Source organism: Nonomuraea sp. NPDC050451, from assembly GCF_044458585.1.
Map to the genome: position 1 here is coordinate 140,027 of NZ_JBITHZ010000008.1, position 15,843 is coordinate 155,869.

Here is a 15,843-nt window from a genome sequence, read left to right on the forward strand (position 1 = left end):
TTGTCCGTTCGGCCCCTTCTGCCTTCACTGGCGGCGTCATCGCAGATGCGCCACACAGACCGGCGCATCGGACAGCCCGAGCGGCGAGCCGTCGGTTGTGAGCACTTCCGCCCACACGGCCGCGCCGCCAAGGGCGTCGTCGCGGACGCCCCAGCGAAGCGCTGTCTCTTTGACGATCTGCAGGCCCCGCCCAGAGCAATCCACCTCGCTGGGCTCACATACGTGGGGAACGGTCAGACCCCCATCGTCCATCACGTCGATGCGCGCGAGATCGTCGCCGATCGCCCGGACGTCCACGATGATCAGGCCACCGGCCAGGCCCGAGACGGAGTGCACCACCGCGTTGGCGACCAGTTCACTGACAACGAGTTGCACGGCGTTCATGTTTCGATGCCCCGCCGCTCTCAGGACGCACGTGACGCAATGACGAGCGGCCGGTACTGAGTTCGGTACCCCTGGAAACACCAACTCCGCGAGAAATCGCCCGGTCACCGCCGCCCCCATGTCACGACGACCCAGCTATCTGCCCTACGCGCCACGCGCACTCGCATTGGGTTCCGACATGCGTGGCATCTCGATGAACGAGCCTCGTCCCGAAAGGAGGACCACCCCGCAGTCCGACACCCTCATCCGCAACTCCAGTGCCGGCCGCACCCGCTGCCTGACTTCTTCGTCCACCCGGTTAGGTGCTGTCACAGCTCCGCCCTTCGCTGCCAGGCAGTCATTTGGCGACTGCCCACTATGCATTCATTGCTCACGAAGACGACCCCAGCCCGTCTCGCAGCTTGCCGCATCTGCATGCACAGCGTGGAAGGCCATGTCTCCGAGCTGCATCTACGCCCAGAAATCCTTGGCTTCTGCCGCCATCGCTCGCGCCTGGCTGGGAGGCTTACAACTACGCCCAGTATGCGTTCAGTTACCATGTGAATGCAAGGTAGTTATATGCATACCTTGCAGAAATCGAGAGACCAACCAAGATGCAGGACGAGCCCTACATGCGCGATGATGTCCAAGTGCCGCATAGACGTCAGCCGCCTACCGTCCGTATGCGCCGGTTGGCCGCTGAGCTTCGTCGCCTCCGTGAGACTGCCGGGCTCTCACAAGAAGACGTCACCGCCCAAACCGGCGTGAACGTCGCAACCCTCTACCGCATCGAGACCGGCCGAACCAAACCCCAGCCCCGAACTCTTCACGCTCTCCTCACCGCTTACGGCGTGACAGATCGCGATCGCGACGCCTTGGTCCACTTGCAGAAGGACGCCGGGAAGCGAGGCTGGCTGCACCCATCCGACTCTGGCCTCCCCGAGCAGTACACCGCCTACATCAACTTCGAGGCAGAGGCGCGGGAGATCCTTAACTTCGAGACGATCTTCGTTCCCGGCCTTCTCCAGACAGCCCACTACGCAAGGGAGGTCATTTCGGGCGTCCTCCCCACCGCAACCGACGACCAAGTGCAGCGCCGCGTTGACGCGAGGCTCAAGCGCCAACTTCTCCTGACGGCTCCAGACAGCCCTCGCCTATGGGCAGTCATCGACGAAGCCGCCTTGCATCGCCGTGTCGGCGGGCCAACCGTCATGCGCGACCAGCTTCGCCACCTCGCCGCCCAGGCGCGTAACCCGCAGATCACGATCCAGGTAGTTCCGTTCAAGGCTGGCGCGCATCCAGGTATGCCGGGCAGTTTCATCATCTTGCGCTTCGGCGTTATCGCCCCCGACATCGTCTACATCGACAGCATGGGCGGCGATCTCTTCCTTGAAGAGGAAGCCGAACTAATTAGACATAACATGGTTTTCGAGCATCTTCGCGCCGTAGCGCTCAGCCCCTCGGACACGGCGACGCTACTCAAAGCTCTGAGCGAGGATCAGGACTGAGAGGAGTTGCGATGCAGCCCGAGGCTTCCGACCTCCCTTGGCGTACCAGCAGCTTCAGCGGGAACGGTGCAAGCTGCGTCGAGGTGGCGATCACCGAAGCTGTGATCAAGGTCCGGGATACCAAGGATCGGGCCGCTGCGACGCTTACCTTTAGGCCAGACGAGTGGGAAGCCTTCCTCGCTGGTGTGCGTCACGGCGAGTTCGATCTGGTCAAATCTCCTGACCCTTGCTGACCCTTGCTGACCCGCGGGCCGCCTGTGAGTTCCCAGGGGAGTCGTCCGACGTGGCGGCGCCAACCGCATACTCGACTGGGGCGCGGGTCGCTCCGATCGATCAGCTCCCAACAACATCACGCCGAGCACCAGGTTCAACCATAGATAGCCAGCGCAAGCCGGTAGCCGATGTGCTCGCCGAGCTGCCAATGCTCTCGCTGAAGAAGTGGGGTAGACGGTCTGGCCGGTGGGGCCGACGCGGGCTGGCCTCAGTGAGGCTGGGTTGTGCGCGGCTGGCACTCCAGGTATCGCTCACATGTTCTACTCACATGGCCGAATATTGGTAACCTATTGATCACTCAGCGTGAAGGATTTGAGGGTGGGCACGTCATCCAGACGTACCGGCTCACTTCTGATTCGGGCGTGCTGATCTCGTTGCCCGCCTGGTCGGCGCGCAACTCGGCGAAGGGTGATGGATGGGCAGGCGTCAGACGACCGGGAAACGGCTGCGGACGATCGCTGCGCCATTCACCGTCGCTGCTCCCGCGGGAGCGCGAATCCGGGATCGGCTGCGGCTGCCAGGCCGTGACATCGAGGTTCTCACCGCCGTCGGCCGTCACCTTGGGCACCATGCCCGTGCCGACCTTGCCGAGCGCATTCGCATCGGGAACGTCAAGGCCAGGGAGAACCGGCGAGCCGAGCGGAAAAAGAGGCTCACCAGAGTGGCGTCGTCTCGGTGGGCAGGGGCGATGACCCGCGCATCGGAGGACCAGTACCAGCTGTCGCTGCGGTGCCTGCACGACGAACGCGCTAGCCTACGCCGCGCCATCGCCGTGATCGGCAAGCGACTGGCGGTGACGTGCGGGCAACGCAAGGGGCGCGTGCGCGGCTACGCTGACCAGAGCGAGCGGTGGCAAAAACAGCGTCGGCTACAGGTGCTCACGGCCAGGCTGGCGCGTGTGGAGGACCGCATCAAGCAGGGCCGCCCGGGGATCGTGGCCGGCGGTCGCCGACTGGCCAAGATACGGCATCACCTTGCCGACGTCGACCTCACCGAGCAGCAGTGGCGCCAGCGCTGGGACGCAGAGCGGATGTTCCTCACCGCCGATGGGGAGACCGGAGCGCCGTTCGGCAACTACACCATCACCGTCGACCCCGGCGACGGCTCGGTGTCGATCGTGCTGCCCGAGCCGCTGCGGCACCTGGCCAACGCCAGCAGGGGCCGCTACCGGCTGGCCGCCACCGTGCGCTTTCACCATCGACGCGACCAGTGGCTGGACCGAGTCCAGGCCAACCGGGCGGTGCGTTACGACATTACCCACGACCCCGCGCGGGACCGCTGGTATCTGGACGCCTCCTGGTCCGCCGACACCGCAGCACTGCCCTCCCCGGACCAACTGGCCGACTCCGGCGCCCGGTTGCTGGCAGTCGACCTCAACGCCGACCACCTGGCCGCCTGCGTCGTCGACGCCTGTGGCAACCCGATCGGCGAGCCCATCACCGTCTCGACCGAACTGACCGGCCCCACCTCCCGGCGCGACGGGCGGCTGCGGCGGGCGATCAGTGAACTGATCCACTTGGCCCACCAACACCACTGCACCGGCATCGCGATCGAGAACCTGGGCTTCGACCACGCCCGCGCCGCCGGCCGGGAGACCATGGGACGCGGGCGCCAGGGCAAGACCTTCCGCCGTACCGTCGCCAGCATCCCTACCGCCCGGTTTCGCGAACGGCTGCGCGGCATGGCCTACCACCGCGGCCTGGTCGTGATCGCCGTCGATCCTGCCTATACCTCCAAGTGGGGCGCCCAGTACTGGCAACGCCCCCTCCAACAGCAGACCAATCAGAGCAGGGCCACCCGGCACCATGGCGCCGCGGTGGCGATCGGACGACGCGCTCTCGGGTACGGGATACGGCGTCGGCCAGGTGTGACCGCCCGCCACCAGAGGATGGCGGCGCGGAGAGCTACCGGTCCGGCCGCATCCGGGCAACCACCCGCCCCGGCATCGACCCCGAAAGCGTGTGGGACCGCGAGCCCACCCAGGACCGCAGGCACGCCCGCCGAGGGCGGCAAGACCTGACCGGCGCCGAGGTGACCAGCTCGCGCTGTTCCAGGTTCCCAAAACCGTTCGGGGAACCACCGGACGCAATCCGGCGCAAAGCGATTCGGCCAAGATCGGCCGACATCGCTAGGAACGGTTCACCCAGACCTTGAGCACCGTGACCGCGCCGGGCGCGACGGTGACCGATCCTTCGTGCCGTACGCCGTCGAACACGCTGGTCCCGGTCACCCCCTCGACCGTCACGGGCTCGTCGCCGTGGTTGATCAGGAAGACGTGGCCGCCCCGGCGTACGAGTTCGAGGGTGTCGGGGAGGCCGCGCGGCCGGGACACGTCCGCGTGGTCGAGCACCTGCGCGAGCAGCTCGCGCAGGCCCGTCACGGGGGCGGTGGCGAGATACCAGGCGGAGCCCGCGCCCAGGTCGTGGCGGGTGACGGCGGGGTGTCCCGCGTCGGGCCCGGTGGCGAAGTCCCGTACGGCGACCGCGCCCGCAGGGTGGATCCGCTCGGACCAGATCCGGGCCGTGTCGCCGCCCGCCAGCGTCACCGTCTCGTGCTCGCGCAGCGGGTGGAACTCCTCGATCGACAGGCCCAGGAGCTCGCGCAGCGCGCCGGGGTGGGCGCCCGGGTGGATGGTGTCGTGCTCGTCCACGATGCCGGAGAAGTAGGAGACGAGCAGGTTGCCGCCCGCCTCCACGTAACGGTGGAGGTTCTTGGCGGACGCCTCGGTCAGCAGGTACGAGCTGGGCGCCACCACCAGCCGATATCCCGAAATATCGGCTGAAGGATGGACGAAGTCCACCGTGACGTGCTCCCGCCACAGCGCCTCGTAGAAGGCGTCCATCCGCTCCCTGAACGTCAGGTCCACCGACGGCCGCCAGTCCAGCTCCAGTGCCCAGTACGACTCCCAGTCCCAGACCACCGCCACCTCGGCCCGCACCCGGCTGCCCCGAAGATCGGCCAGCCCGCGCAGGTCGGCGCCCAGCCGGACCACCTCACGCCACTGCTCGGAGCCGGTCCCCGCGTGCGGCACCATCCCCGAGTGGAACTTCTCGGCCCCGAACCGCGACGCCCTGAACTGGAAGAACAGCACGCTGTCCGAGCCGCGGGCCACGTGCGCCAGGCTGTTGCGGCGCATCTCGCCGGGGCGCTTGGCGATGTTGCGCGGCTGCCAGTTGACCGCCCCCGCCGAGTGCTCCATGAGCATCCACGGCGCGCCGCCCGCCACCGAGCGGGCGAGGTCGGCGGACATGGCCAGGTCGATGTGGTTGTCCGGCCGCTCGGCCTGGAGGTAGTGGTCGTTGGCGACCACGTCCAGCTCGCGGGCCCACTGCCACAGGTCGGTGGACTTGCAGTTCACGGTGCCGGCGAAGTTCGTGGTCACGGGGACGCCCGGGGTGAGCTCGCGCAGGATGTCGCGCTGGAGCGCGTAGTGCTCGCGGTGCTGGCCGTCGCTGAAGCGGGCGTAGTCGAGGCGCTGGGCCGGGTTGACGACCGTGTGGTTGAACCGGGGGGCGTCGATCTCCGCCCAGTCGGTGTACGTCTGGCCCCAGAACGTGGCACCCCAGGCGTCGTTCAATGCGGAAATATCGCGATACGTGGCCTTCAGCCAGACGCGCCAGGCCGCCACGCTGTGCTCGCAGTAGCACTCGCCGAGCGGCGCCCCGTACTCGTTGTGCACGTGCCACATGACCACGGCCGGATGCCCGCGGTAGTGCTCGCCCAGCGCGCGCACCAGCCGCGCGGTCGCCGCGCGGAAGGCCGGGGCGCTGGAGCAGGCGCTCTGCCGGCCGCCGAACCCGATCCGCGTCCCCTCCCTGGTGACCGGCAGCACGTCAGGATATTTCCGGATGAACCAGGCGGGCGGGGCGGCGGTCGGCGTCGCCAGGTCGACCGCGACCCCGGCCTCGTGCAGCCGGTCGACGATCTCGTCCAGCCAGCCGAACTCGTAGCGCCCCTCCGTGGGCTCCATCAGCGCCCACGAGAACAGGCCCAGGCTGACCAGGTTGACCCCGGCCTCGCGCATCAGGGCCACGTCCTCCTCCAGGATCTCGCGTGGCCACTGCTCCGGGTTGTAGTCGCCGCCAAAGGCGATGCCGGCAGGACGCTCCGGATACATCCATCCCCCTAGAGAAGCTCTTCTGTGAACGTGCACAGTAGCGCCAACCCGGTCTTCCCGGGAAGCCGCCCCGACTTCTCCCGATAATGGCTGATTAACGAGAGCATAACGACCCCTTGACTGGCGTTTCGTGGTTGTTTCACTCTGTGCACGTTCACAGAACCTTCTGGAGGTACGCATGCGCGCCAACCGCCTCGGAGCCGCCCTGGCCGTCGTGCTCACGGCCACTCTCGCGAGCTGCGGGTCCAGCGAACCCGCCCAAAGCACCGAGGCGGCGCAGAGCCCCACGGCCGCCGCCAAGGGACCGGTCAAGCTCACGTACTGGACCTGGGCCCCCAACATGGACAAGATCGCCGCCGTCTGGAACCAGTCGCACCCGGACATCCAGGTCACGGTCAGCAAGCAGGCGGGCGGTGACGACGCGGCGGCCAAGTTCCTCACCGCGGCCAAGGCCGGCAACCCGCCGGACCTGGTGCAGGCCGAGTACCAGCACCTTCCCTCGTTCGTCGCCGCCGACGCGGTGGCCGACATCAAGGCCGAGACCGCCTCGATCAAGGGCGAGTTCGCCGAGGGCCTGTGGGGCCTGGTCACGCTCGGCACGGAGGGCGTGTACGGGATCCCGCAGGACAGCGGCCCGATGATGCTCTTCTACCGCAAGGACCTGTTCGACAAGTACGGCATCGCGGTCCCGAAGACCTGGCAGGAGTACGCCGACGCCGCGCGCACCGTGCACAAGAAGGACCCGAAGGCCTACCTCGGCACGTTCTCCAGCAAGGATCCGGGAGCGTTCACGGGCCTGGCCCAGCAGGCCGGGGCCCAGTGGTGGTCGATCAGCGGCGAGTCCTGGAAGGTCAACATCGCCGACGAGCCCACCAAGAAGGTCGCCGACTACTGGGGCGGCCTGGTCAAGGAGGGCGTCATCGATGACATGCCGTACTTCACCCCCGAGTGGAACAAGGCACTCAACGACGGCAAGCTGCTGACCTGGCCGTCGGCGGTCTGGGCGCCGGGCGTGCTGGCGAGCAACGCGCCCAAGGCCAAGGGCAAGTGGGCCGCCGCGCCGCTGCCGCAGTGGAACGCGGGCGAGAACTTCAGCGGCTTCTGGGGCGGCTCGTCCACGGCCGTGTCCGCCAAGACGCCGAACAAGGCCGCCGCCGCCCAGTTCGCCACCTGGATGAACACCGACCCCGCCGCCCTGGACCTGCTGGTCAAGGAGGCCGCCATCTACCCGGCCGCCACCAAGGCCCAGACGTCGCTCGGCCAGGCACCCGACTACTTCTCCAACCAGCCCGACTTCTGGCAGCAGGCCGCCGCCGTCTCCGCCGTCGCCCGCGGCTTCACATTCGGCCCGAACGTCGGCGTGACGTACAACGCCTTCAAGGACAACTTCGACAAGGCCGTGCAGAACAAGTCATCGTTCTCCGACGCGATCCAGGGCATGCAGGACGCTACCGTCGCCGACATGCGCAAGTCCGGATTCCAGATCGCCTCATGAAGAAGTCCGAGAGGGGGGCGTGGCCGTACCTGTTCCTGACCCCCGCGATCGTGCTGTTCACGCTCTTCCTCGCGGTGCCCATCGGGTACACCGTCTGGCTGGCGATGCGCCGTACCAAGGTGTCCGGGCTCGGGCTGGGCAAGGGCGCGCGGAAGGAGATCTTCGTCGGGTTCGACAACTTCTCCGCCGCCCTGTCCGACCCCGAGCTGTGGCACGGCTGGCTGCGCGTGCTCGGCTACGGCGCGCTGGTGCTGGTCGTGATGCTGGGGCTGGCCCTGCTGTTCGCGCTGCTGCTGGACTCGGCGCGGGTGCGCCTGGCCCGGTTCTCGCGGATCGCGATCTTCCTGCCGTACGCGGTGCCGGGCGTGGCCGCCACGCTGCTGTGGGGGTTCCTCTACCTGCCCTCGCTCAGCCCCATCAGGGACGTCCTGGACATCGACTTCCTCGGCGCGAGCACCGTCACGTACTCCATGGCGAACGTGGCGGTGTGGGGCGGGACCGGCTTCAACATGCTCGTGCTCTACACCACGCTCCGGGCGATCCCGCGCGACCTGTACGAGGCCGCGCGGCTGGACGGCGCGTCCGAGCTCCAGATCGCCCTGCGGGTGAAGATCCCGATCCTCACCCCGGCGATCATCCTGACCACGGTCTTCTCGATCATCGCGACCATCCAGGTGTTCACCGAGCCCACCACGCTGCGGCCGCTGACCAACACGATCAGCTCCACGTGGAGCCCGCTCATGAAGGTCTACCGCGACGCGTTCGTCACCGGCGACCTGTACTCGGCCGCCGCCACCTCGATCGTCATCGCGGCGATCTCGCTCGTCCTGTCGTTCGGGTTCCTGCGCGTGGTCCGCAACCGCGCCTTCGGGGAGGGCTGATGGCCACGACACACCGCGCGACGGTCGCGCGCAGGCCGTGGGGGGTGGCCCCGACCGGGCTGCTCCTGCTCGGCGCGATCTACTGCCTGTTCCCGGTGCTCTGGGTGCTGATCGCGGCGACCAAGTCGCCGGGCGAGCTGTTCACCACCTCGACGCTGGCCTTCGGCACCGGCTTCGCCGACAACGTGACCCAGCTGTTCGCCTACCGGGACGGGGTGTTCTGGTTGTGGGCGGCCAACACGCTGCTGTACGCGGGCGGCGGCGCGCTGCTGTCGACCGCGGTCTCGGCGATCTCGGGGTACGCGCTGGCGAAGTTCCGCTTCCCCGGCCGCAATATCATCTTCAACCTGCTCATCGGCGGCATCCTCGTGCCGGCCGTGGTGCTGGCGATCCCGCAGTACCTGCTGTTCTCCAAGGTCGGGCTGGCCGACACCTACTGGGCCGTGCTGCTGCCGCAGATCCTGCACCCGTACAGCATCTACCTGGCCCGCATCTACGCCGCGGCGGCCATCCCCGAGTCGCTGCTGGAGGCGGGGCGGATCGACGGGGCCACCGAGTGGCGGCTGATGTACCGGGTGGCCCTGCCGCTGATGGTGCCGGGCATGGTGACGATCTTCCTGTTCCAGTTCGTGGCCATCTGGAACAATTTCCTGCTGCCGTTCATCATGCTCGGCGACGACGGCAAGTTCCCGCTCACGGTGGGCCTGTTCACGCTGCTGCAGTCGGGGGCGAACCAGCCCTCGCTCTACAACCTGATCCTCACCGGGGCCTTCCTGTCGCTCGTTCCCTTGATCGCGCTCTTCCTCACGATGCAGCGATACTGGAAGACCGATCTGTCCTCCGGAGCCGTGAAATGAAGCGCCCTACGATCCATGACGTCGCCGCCGCCGCGGGCGTGTCCCGCGGTACGGTGTCCCGGCTGCTCAACGGGGACAAGTACGTCAGCCCGGCGGCCCGCGTGGCGATCGAGCGGGCCATCTCGGAGACCGGCTACGTGGTCAACCGGGCCGCCCGCAGCCTCGTCACCCAGCGCACCGGGTCGATCGTGATGGTGCTGTCGGAGCCGCACGAGAAGCTGTTCGAGGACCCCAACTACAGCACGACCATCCGGGTCGCCATCAGGATGCTCGCCGAGCGGGACCTGTCGCTGGTGATGATGCTGGCGGGCGACGAGGGCGACCGCGAGCGGGTGGTCCGCTACGTCCGCGGCGGCCACGCCGACGGGGTGCTGCTGCTGTCGACGCACGCCGGCGACCCGTTCATCGACGCGCTGCGTTCGGGGCCGCCCGCGGTCTCCTGCGGCGCCGTCGTCGGCAGCGAGGGCGTCATCCCGTACGCGGCGGCCAACGAGCGCCTGGGCGGCCGCCAGATGACCGAATACTTCGTGAACCAGGGCCGCAGACGCATCGCCATGATCACCGGCCCGATGGACACCCCCGGCGGCATCCAGCGCCTGGAGGGCTTCGCCGACGTGCTGGGCCGCAAGGCGACGAAGAAGCTGATCGCGCACGGCGACTGGACGCAGGCGAGCGGCGAGCGGGCGATGACCGAGCTGCTGGCCCGCACGCCCGACATCGACGCCGTCTTCGTGGCCTCCGACCTGATGGCCGCCGGCGCCCTGGCCGCCCTGCGGGCGGCGGGCCGCAGGGTGCCGGACGACGTGGCGGTGGGCGGATTCGACGACTCGTCGGTGGCCCTCTCGACGCATCCGCCGCTGACCACGATCCGCCAGCCGCTGGCGGAGGTGGCGCAGGAGACCGTACGCCTGCTGCTCGCGCTCATCGACGGCGCCGAGCACGTGGACCCGGTGATACTGCCCACGGAGCTGGTGATCCGCGAGTCGGCCTGATCCGGTGAGCCGCCGGGCGCGTGCCGGACGGCCCGGTCAGCCGGCGTTCGCGTTCTCCTTCCTGCGGGCGTACCAGGTGAGCACCCAGAGGACCAGACCGAGCGCGAGCAGCACGCCCGCGATCTCGTACTGGCCGGAGGGACGTCCGGAGGACCACGGCAGGACCAGGTACAGGCACGTGATCGCGCCCACCACGGGCAGGACGCGCCCCGCGCTGAAGTGCTCGGTCACCGCGCGTTCCCTGCGCAGGACGAGAACGGACACGTTGACCAGCGCGAAGACCGCCAGCAGGAGCAGCGAGGTCGTCCCGCCCAGCAACGGCACGACCGGGCTGTCGGGACTCAGCGAGACGAACGTGATCAGCCCGAGCGCGATCACGGTGGTGAACACGATCGCCGCCTGCGGTGTGCGCCGCCCCGGGTGCACCTTGGCCAGGAAGGGCGGCAGCACGCCCTGCTTGCCCATGCCGTAAAGCAGCCGGCTGGCCATCAGCATGTTGATCAACGCGGAGTTCGCCACGGCGAACATCGAGATGAACGGCAGCAGATCGGAGATCGGGAAGCCGGGGGCGGCGGTCTGCACCACCGTCGCGAGCGGGGTCTCGCTCTCGGAGAGTTGTCCGACGGGGACCACGGCGACGGCGCAGATGGACACGAGCACGTAGATCAACCCGGTGATCCCGAGCCCGGTGAACATCATGCGAGGGAAGATCCGGGCCGGGTTCTTGGTCTCTTCCGCCATGTTGACCGAGTCCTCGAACCCGACCATGGCGAAGAAGGCCAGCGACGTGGCCGTGCTGACCGCCAGGAACACGCTCTTGTCGGAGGCGGTCTCGAAGGTGACGACGCGGGAGAAGTCGGCGTTCCCGCCGAGGATGAAGTACAGGCTGACCAGGATGACGATCAGCAGACCTGAGAGCTCGACCGCGGTGAGCAGGACGTTGATCTTGACGCTCTCGCCGACGCCGCGGAGGTTGACGGCCAGGACCAGGAGCATGAACGCCAGCGCGATCAGCAGGATGACGCCATTGCCGACGTCCAGGCCGAAGCCGGTGGCGAGGTTGGCGGCGAAGGCCCGGGACGCCGCCGAGGCGGAGGTGATGCCCGAGCACATCACCGCGAAGCACACCAGGAAGGTCAGGAGGTGTTTGCCGAAGGCCCTGTGCACGTACAGCGCGGCTCCTGCGGCCTGCGGGTATTTCGTCACCAGCTCCAGGTACGAGCACGCGGTGATCAACGCGACCGCGAAGGCGATGGCGAACGGCAGCCAGGCGGCACCACCCACCTCGCCGGCGATCTGGCCGGTCAGCGCGTAGATCCCGGTGCCGAGAATGTCGCCGATGATGAACAGCAGCAGCAGGCCCGGGCCCATCACCTGCTTCAGACTCGGTTCGCCGCCGCCGCTGGTCTCCTCGATCGGACTGGGGGGTCTGGTTGCGGACATGTGTTAGTCCTTCTCGCTGGGAGCCGCGGGGAAACCGTGATCGCGGGGGCATGATGGCCGTATGACGATCGAACTGAGCCACCACGAGCTGCTCACCACCACGCGCAGCGTGCGCAGGCGTCTCGACCTCACCCGTCCCGTCTCCATGGAGCTCGTACGGGAGTGCCTCGACGTCGCGCTCCAGGCGCCCAGCGGCGGCAACCGGCAGGGGTGGCACTGGCTGGTGGTGACCGATCCCGAGCTGCGCAAGGCGATCGGGAGCTACTACGAGCGCTCGCACACCGCGTACTTCGAGTCCGGCTCCTCCGCGCGGGCGCTGTTCCAGGACGACCCGGTCCGGGCGGCGCAGCAGCGGCGGGTGGGCGAGAGCTCGCTGTACCTGGCCGAGCACATGGGGGACGTGCCGGCGCTGGTGATCGGGTGCATCACGGTGGGGGCCGGCGGGCTGCCCCAGGGGAACCAGGCCGGGCTGTGGGGGTCGCTGCTGCCCGCCGCCTGGAGCTACATGCTGGCCGCCCGCGCCCGCGGGCTGGGCACGGCGTGGACGACGCTGCACCTGGCGTACGAGAGCGAGATCGCCGAGCTGCTCGGCATCCCCGGCGACGTCCGCCAGGGCGTGCTCATCCCGACCGCCCACTATCTCGGCGAGACGTTCGCCCCCGCGAAGCGGCAGCCGCTCGACGAAGTGCTTCACGTCGATCGCTGGTAGGCGCACAGTAGGAGGATCCGGGAGAAGGAGGCACTCGTGATCCTGCCGACGTCGCTGGTCGGGAGCTACCCCCAGCCGGAGTGGCTGATCGATCGCGCCAGGCTCGCCGGGCGGTTCCCGCCGCGCGTACGGGCCAGGGAGCTGTGGCGGATCCCGACCTCGACAACCCGGGCACGGCGCTCGACCGCAGCGGCCACCCCAACCCGGTCCCGCGCATCGTCGGCCCGATCCGCCGCCCGGCCCCCGTCCAGGTGGGCGACTGCGGTTCCTGCGCGCGCGCACCGATCGCCCGGTCAAGATCACGGTGCCGGGGCCGTTCACCATGAGCCAGCAGGCGCAGAACGACCACTACCCGGACGCCGAGGCCGCCGCGATGGACTACGCGGCGGCGGTCAACGCCGAGATCCGCGACCTGTTCGCCGCCGGGGCCGACATCGTGCAGATCGACGAGCCGTACATGCAGGCCAGGCCCGAGGCCGCGCGCGCCTACGGGCTGGCCGCGCTCAACGCCGCCCTCGACGGCGTGACCGGCACGACGGCGGTGCACATCTGCTTCGGGTACGCCGCCATCATCCACGAGCGGCCGGAGGCGTACTCGTTCCTGCCCGAGCTGGCCGGATGCCCGGTGCGGCAGGTGTCGATCGAGACCGCGCAGTAGGGCTGGACCTCGGCGTGCTGTCCGACCTCAAGGACAAGACGGTCATCCTCAGCGTGATCGACCTGTCCACGCCGGAGGTCGAGCCGGTCGAGGTGGTGGCCGGGCGGGTGCGCAGGGCGTTCGAGTACGTGCCGCCCGACCGGATCGTCATCGCGACCGACTGCGGGATGAAATATCTGCCCCGTGAGTCGGCCGAGGGCAAGATGCGGGCGATGGCCGAAGCCGCCCGCCTGTTGCGTCACGAAATATCGGCATAAATCAGGGCTTGCCAATTAGGATCATGGCTCCACCCATCCGACCAAGGAGCCGACAGTGCCCGAGAGCGAGCAGGAGCGCGCGCCTCGCGGGATCGACACCGGCAAGCCCAGTGTCTCCCGCGTCTATGACTACATGCTCGGCGGCAAGGACAATTACGAGATCGACCGCCAGGTGGCGGCGGCCGCTCTCAAGGTCGCGCCCGACGCCCCCGAGGCGGCCAAGGCCAACCGGGAGTTCCTGCGGCGCACGGTCCACTTCCTGGCGGCCGAGGCAGGCATCCGCCAGTTCCTGGACATCGGCTCCGGCCTGCCGACGCAGGGCAACGTCCACGAGATCGCCCAGGCGGTGGCGCCGCACTCCCGGGTCGTCTACGTGGACCACGACCCGATCGTGCTCGTCCACGGCCGCGCCCTGCTCGCCGTGGACGCCAGCACCACGATCGTCGAGGCCGACGCCCGCGAGCCGGAGAAGATCCTCGACGACCAGAAGACCCGCTCGCTGATCGACTTCAGCGAGCCGGTCGGGCTGCTGATGTTCGGGATCCTGCACCACCTGGGCGACGACGAGGACCCGGCCGGCGTCGCGGCCGCGCTCATCGGGCCGCTCGCCCCGGGCAGCCACGTGGTGATCTCGCACTTCCACAACCCGGGCGAGGCGCACCCCGAGGTGTCGAAGCAGGCGTACGAGGCGGAGCAGATCTTCAACGAGCGCCTCGGCACCGGCCGGTGGCGCACCCGCGAGGAGATCCTCGCCTACTTCGACGGTCTCGAACTGCTGGAGCCCGGCCTGGTGCCGCTGCCCGAGTGGCGCCCGGGCCCCGACGACCGCGCCACGCCGGGCATCACGTACCACACCTTCGTCGGCGGCGTCGCCCGCAAACCCTAGGGGCCCGCAAACCTTGGCTAGGCGGGCAGCTTGCCGGTGGCGACCACGTCGCGGTACCAGTGGGCGCTGTCCTTCCAGGTGCGCTCGCGCGTGTCCGGGTCCACCCGCACGATGCCGAACCGCTTGGCGTACCCGTGCGCCCACTCGAAGTTGTCCATCAGCGACCACACGAAGTACCCGCGCACGTCGGCTCCCGCCGAGATCGCCTCGGCCACGGCGGACAGGTGACGGTGCAGGTAGTCGACGCGCTGCTCGTCCCTGATCCGGCCGTCGGGGTCGACGACGTCGGCGAAGGCCGCGCCGTTCTCGGTGATCATCATGGGCATGGACGGGTAGTCGCGGTGCAGCCGCAGCAGCAGCTCGGTCAGGCCGGTCTCGTCGATGTTCCAGCCCATCTCGGTGTACGGGCCCGGCTGGGGGACGAACTCGACGTCGTCGCACGCGATCCACGGCGACGCGGCCCCGTCCTGGTGCCCGTCGGCGGTCGCCCGCTCGCTGGATCCGTCCCACTGGCGGACCAGCGTCGGGTTGTAGTAGTTGACCCCGAGCACGTCCAGCGGCTGGCACGCGGCGGCCTCGTCGCCGTCGCGAACGAACGACCAGTCGGTCACGGCGGCGGTGTCGGCGATGAGGTCGCGCGGGTAGGCGCCCTCGAGCATGGGGCCGAGGAAGGCCCGGTTGGCCAGCGCGTCCACGCGCCGTACGGCGTCGGCGTCCTGCCCGGACACGCCGCGCACGTGGTGCAGGTTGAGCGTGACCGACATCTGGGCGGCCGGGTCGGCGACCGCGCGCAGCGCCTGGACGGCCAGGCCGTGGCCCAGGTTCAGGTGGTGGACGGCGGCCAGGGCGGCGGCGGGCTCGGTCCTGGCGGGGGCGTGCACGCCGGAGGCGTAGCCGAGGTAGGCCGAGCACCACGGCTCGTTCAGGGTGATCCAGGTGCGGACGCGGTCGCCGAGCGTGCGGCCCATGAGGTCGGCGTACTCGGCGAAGCGGTAGGCGGTGTCGCGGTTGGGCCAGCCGCCCGCGTCCTCCAGCTCCTGCGGCAGGTCCCAGTGGTAGAGGGTGGCGACGGGGGCGATGCCGCGGGCGAGCAGCCCGTCGACCAGCCGCGAGTAGAAGTCGAGGCCCGGCTGGTTGGCCCGGCCGCCCGGCAGCACGCGCGGCCAGGAGATCGAGAACCGGTAGGCGCCCACGCCCAGGCCGGAGAGGATGTCCAGGTCCTCCTCCAGCCGGTGGTAGTGGTCGCAGGCCACGTCGCCGGTGTCGCCGTTGGTCACCAGTCCGGGGGTGTGGGAGAAGGTGTCCCAGATCGACGGGCCGCGGCCGTCCTCGTTCCAGGCGCCCTCGACCTGGTAGGCGGCGGTGGCGGTGCCCCACAGGAAGTTCTCGGGGAAGGCGGTCATG

Annotated in this window: 16 protein-coding genes; 11 read left to right on the top strand and 5 right to left on the bottom strand. The window is 69.0% G+C overall.

Features of this window, described 5'->3' with window-relative positions; genetic code table 11:
* Positions 1-36: 36 nt before the first annotated feature.
* On the bottom strand, positions 37-504 hold the full coding sequence (locus ACIBI9_RS25605; protein ID WP_397224958.1) for an ATP-binding protein: 468 nt from the start codon (positions 502-504) through the stop codon (positions 37-39).
* A gap of 473 nt (positions 505-977) precedes the next feature.
* Between ACIBI9_RS25605 and ACIBI9_RS25610 the strand changes: the two genes are divergently transcribed.
* Positions 978-1,871 carry a helix-turn-helix domain-containing protein gene (locus ACIBI9_RS25610; RefSeq protein ID WP_397224960.1) on the top strand — a complete coding sequence of 298 codons (894 nt, stop codon included), beginning with the start codon at positions 978-980 and terminating at the stop codon, positions 1,869-1,871.
* Between the two features lie 11 nt (positions 1,872-1,882).
* A complete protein-coding gene (locus ACIBI9_RS25615; RefSeq protein ID WP_397224962.1) occupies positions 1,883-2,104 on the top strand; it encodes a DUF397 domain-containing protein in 222 nt (73 codons plus the stop codon).
* Positions 2,105-2,442: 338 nt separating this feature from the next.
* Here the strand turns inward: ACIBI9_RS25615 and ACIBI9_RS25620 are convergent, their stop codons facing one another.
* Positions 2,443-2,715, bottom strand: coding sequence for a hypothetical protein (locus tag ACIBI9_RS25620; protein WP_397224964.1), 273 nt, complete (start codon positions 2,713-2,715; stop codon positions 2,443-2,445).
* A gap of 117 nt (positions 2,716-2,832) precedes the next feature.
* On the opposite strand from ACIBI9_RS25620, the gene ACIBI9_RS25625 reads away from it, so the two are divergent.
* Positions 2,833-4,164, top strand: coding sequence for an IS200/IS605 family accessory protein TnpB-related protein (locus ACIBI9_RS25625; protein WP_397224966.1), 1,332 nt, complete (start codon positions 2,833-2,835; stop codon positions 4,162-4,164).
* Positions 4,165-4,272: 108 nt separating this feature from the next.
* Here ACIBI9_RS25625 and ACIBI9_RS25630 read toward each other — a convergent pair whose 3' ends face one another.
* Positions 4,273-6,261, bottom strand: coding sequence for a beta-galactosidase (locus tag ACIBI9_RS25630; protein WP_397224968.1), 1,989 nt, complete (start codon positions 6,259-6,261; stop codon positions 4,273-4,275).
* 178 nt (positions 6,262-6,439) lie between these two features.
* Here ACIBI9_RS25630 and ACIBI9_RS25635 point away from each other — a divergent pair, with 178 nt between their 5' ends.
* Genes ACIBI9_RS25635 through ACIBI9_RS25650 form a run of 4 tightly spaced genes read left to right on the top strand, consistent with a single transcriptional unit; the run spans position 6,440 to position 10,486 of the window.
* Positions 6,440-7,756, top strand: coding sequence for an ABC transporter substrate-binding protein (locus ACIBI9_RS25635; protein ID WP_397224970.1), 1,317 nt, complete (start codon positions 6,440-6,442; stop codon positions 7,754-7,756).
* A complete protein-coding gene (locus tag ACIBI9_RS25640; protein WP_397224972.1) occupies positions 7,753-8,637 on the top strand; it encodes a carbohydrate ABC transporter permease in 885 nt (294 codons plus the stop codon). Before ACIBI9_RS25635 ends, ACIBI9_RS25640 begins: the two co-directional genes overlap by 4 nt.
* Positions 8,637-9,494 (top strand): carbohydrate ABC transporter permease, encoded by an 858-nt coding sequence (locus ACIBI9_RS25645; protein WP_397224974.1) that lies wholly within the window; start codon positions 8,637-8,639, stop codon positions 9,492-9,494. Before ACIBI9_RS25640 ends, ACIBI9_RS25645 begins: the two co-directional genes overlap by 1 nt.
* Positions 9,491-10,486, top strand: a complete 996-nt coding sequence (locus ACIBI9_RS25650) for a LacI family DNA-binding transcriptional regulator (RefSeq protein WP_397224976.1) — start codon at positions 9,491-9,493, stop codon at positions 10,484-10,486. The genes ACIBI9_RS25645 and ACIBI9_RS25650 overlap by 4 nt, the downstream gene beginning before the upstream one ends.
* 36 nt (positions 10,487-10,522) lie before the next feature.
* Here ACIBI9_RS25650 and ACIBI9_RS25655 read toward each other — a convergent pair whose 3' ends face one another.
* Positions 10,523-11,929: an APC family permease gene (locus tag ACIBI9_RS25655; protein ID WP_397224978.1), complete on the bottom strand. Its 1,407-nt coding sequence runs from the start codon at positions 11,927-11,929 to the stop codon at positions 10,523-10,525.
* Positions 11,930-11,990: 61 nt separating this feature from the next.
* On the opposite strand from ACIBI9_RS25655, the gene ACIBI9_RS25660 reads away from it, so the two are divergent.
* The 4 genes from ACIBI9_RS25660 to ACIBI9_RS25675 all read left to right on the top strand — a co-directional run bounded on the left by ACIBI9_RS25660 (position 11,991) and on the right by ACIBI9_RS25675 (position 14,439).
* A complete protein-coding gene (locus ACIBI9_RS25660) occupies positions 11,991-12,638 on the top strand; it encodes a nitroreductase family protein (protein WP_397224980.1) in 648 nt (215 codons plus the stop codon).
* A 268-nt stretch (positions 12,639-12,906) separates the two neighbouring features.
* Positions 12,907-13,296: a hypothetical protein gene (locus tag ACIBI9_RS25665; RefSeq protein ID WP_397225419.1), complete on the top strand. Its 390-nt coding sequence runs from the start codon at positions 12,907-12,909 to the stop codon at positions 13,294-13,296.
* 14 nt (positions 13,297-13,310) lie between these two features.
* Entirely contained in the window at positions 13,311-13,553 is a 243-nt protein-coding gene (locus ACIBI9_RS25670) for a hypothetical protein (protein ID WP_397224982.1), read from the top strand.
* Positions 13,554-13,608: 55 nt separating this feature from the next.
* Positions 13,609-14,439, top strand: coding sequence for an SAM-dependent methyltransferase (locus tag ACIBI9_RS25675; protein ID WP_397224984.1), 831 nt, complete (start codon positions 13,609-13,611; stop codon positions 14,437-14,439).
* 17 nt (positions 14,440-14,456) lie between these two features.
* Here ACIBI9_RS25675 and ACIBI9_RS25680 read toward each other — a convergent pair whose 3' ends face one another.
* Complete coding sequence (locus ACIBI9_RS25680; protein WP_397224986.1) at positions 14,457-15,842, bottom strand: GH1 family beta-glucosidase; 1,386 nt, start codon at positions 15,840-15,842, stop codon at positions 14,457-14,459.
* Position 15,843 lies beyond the last annotated feature (1 nt).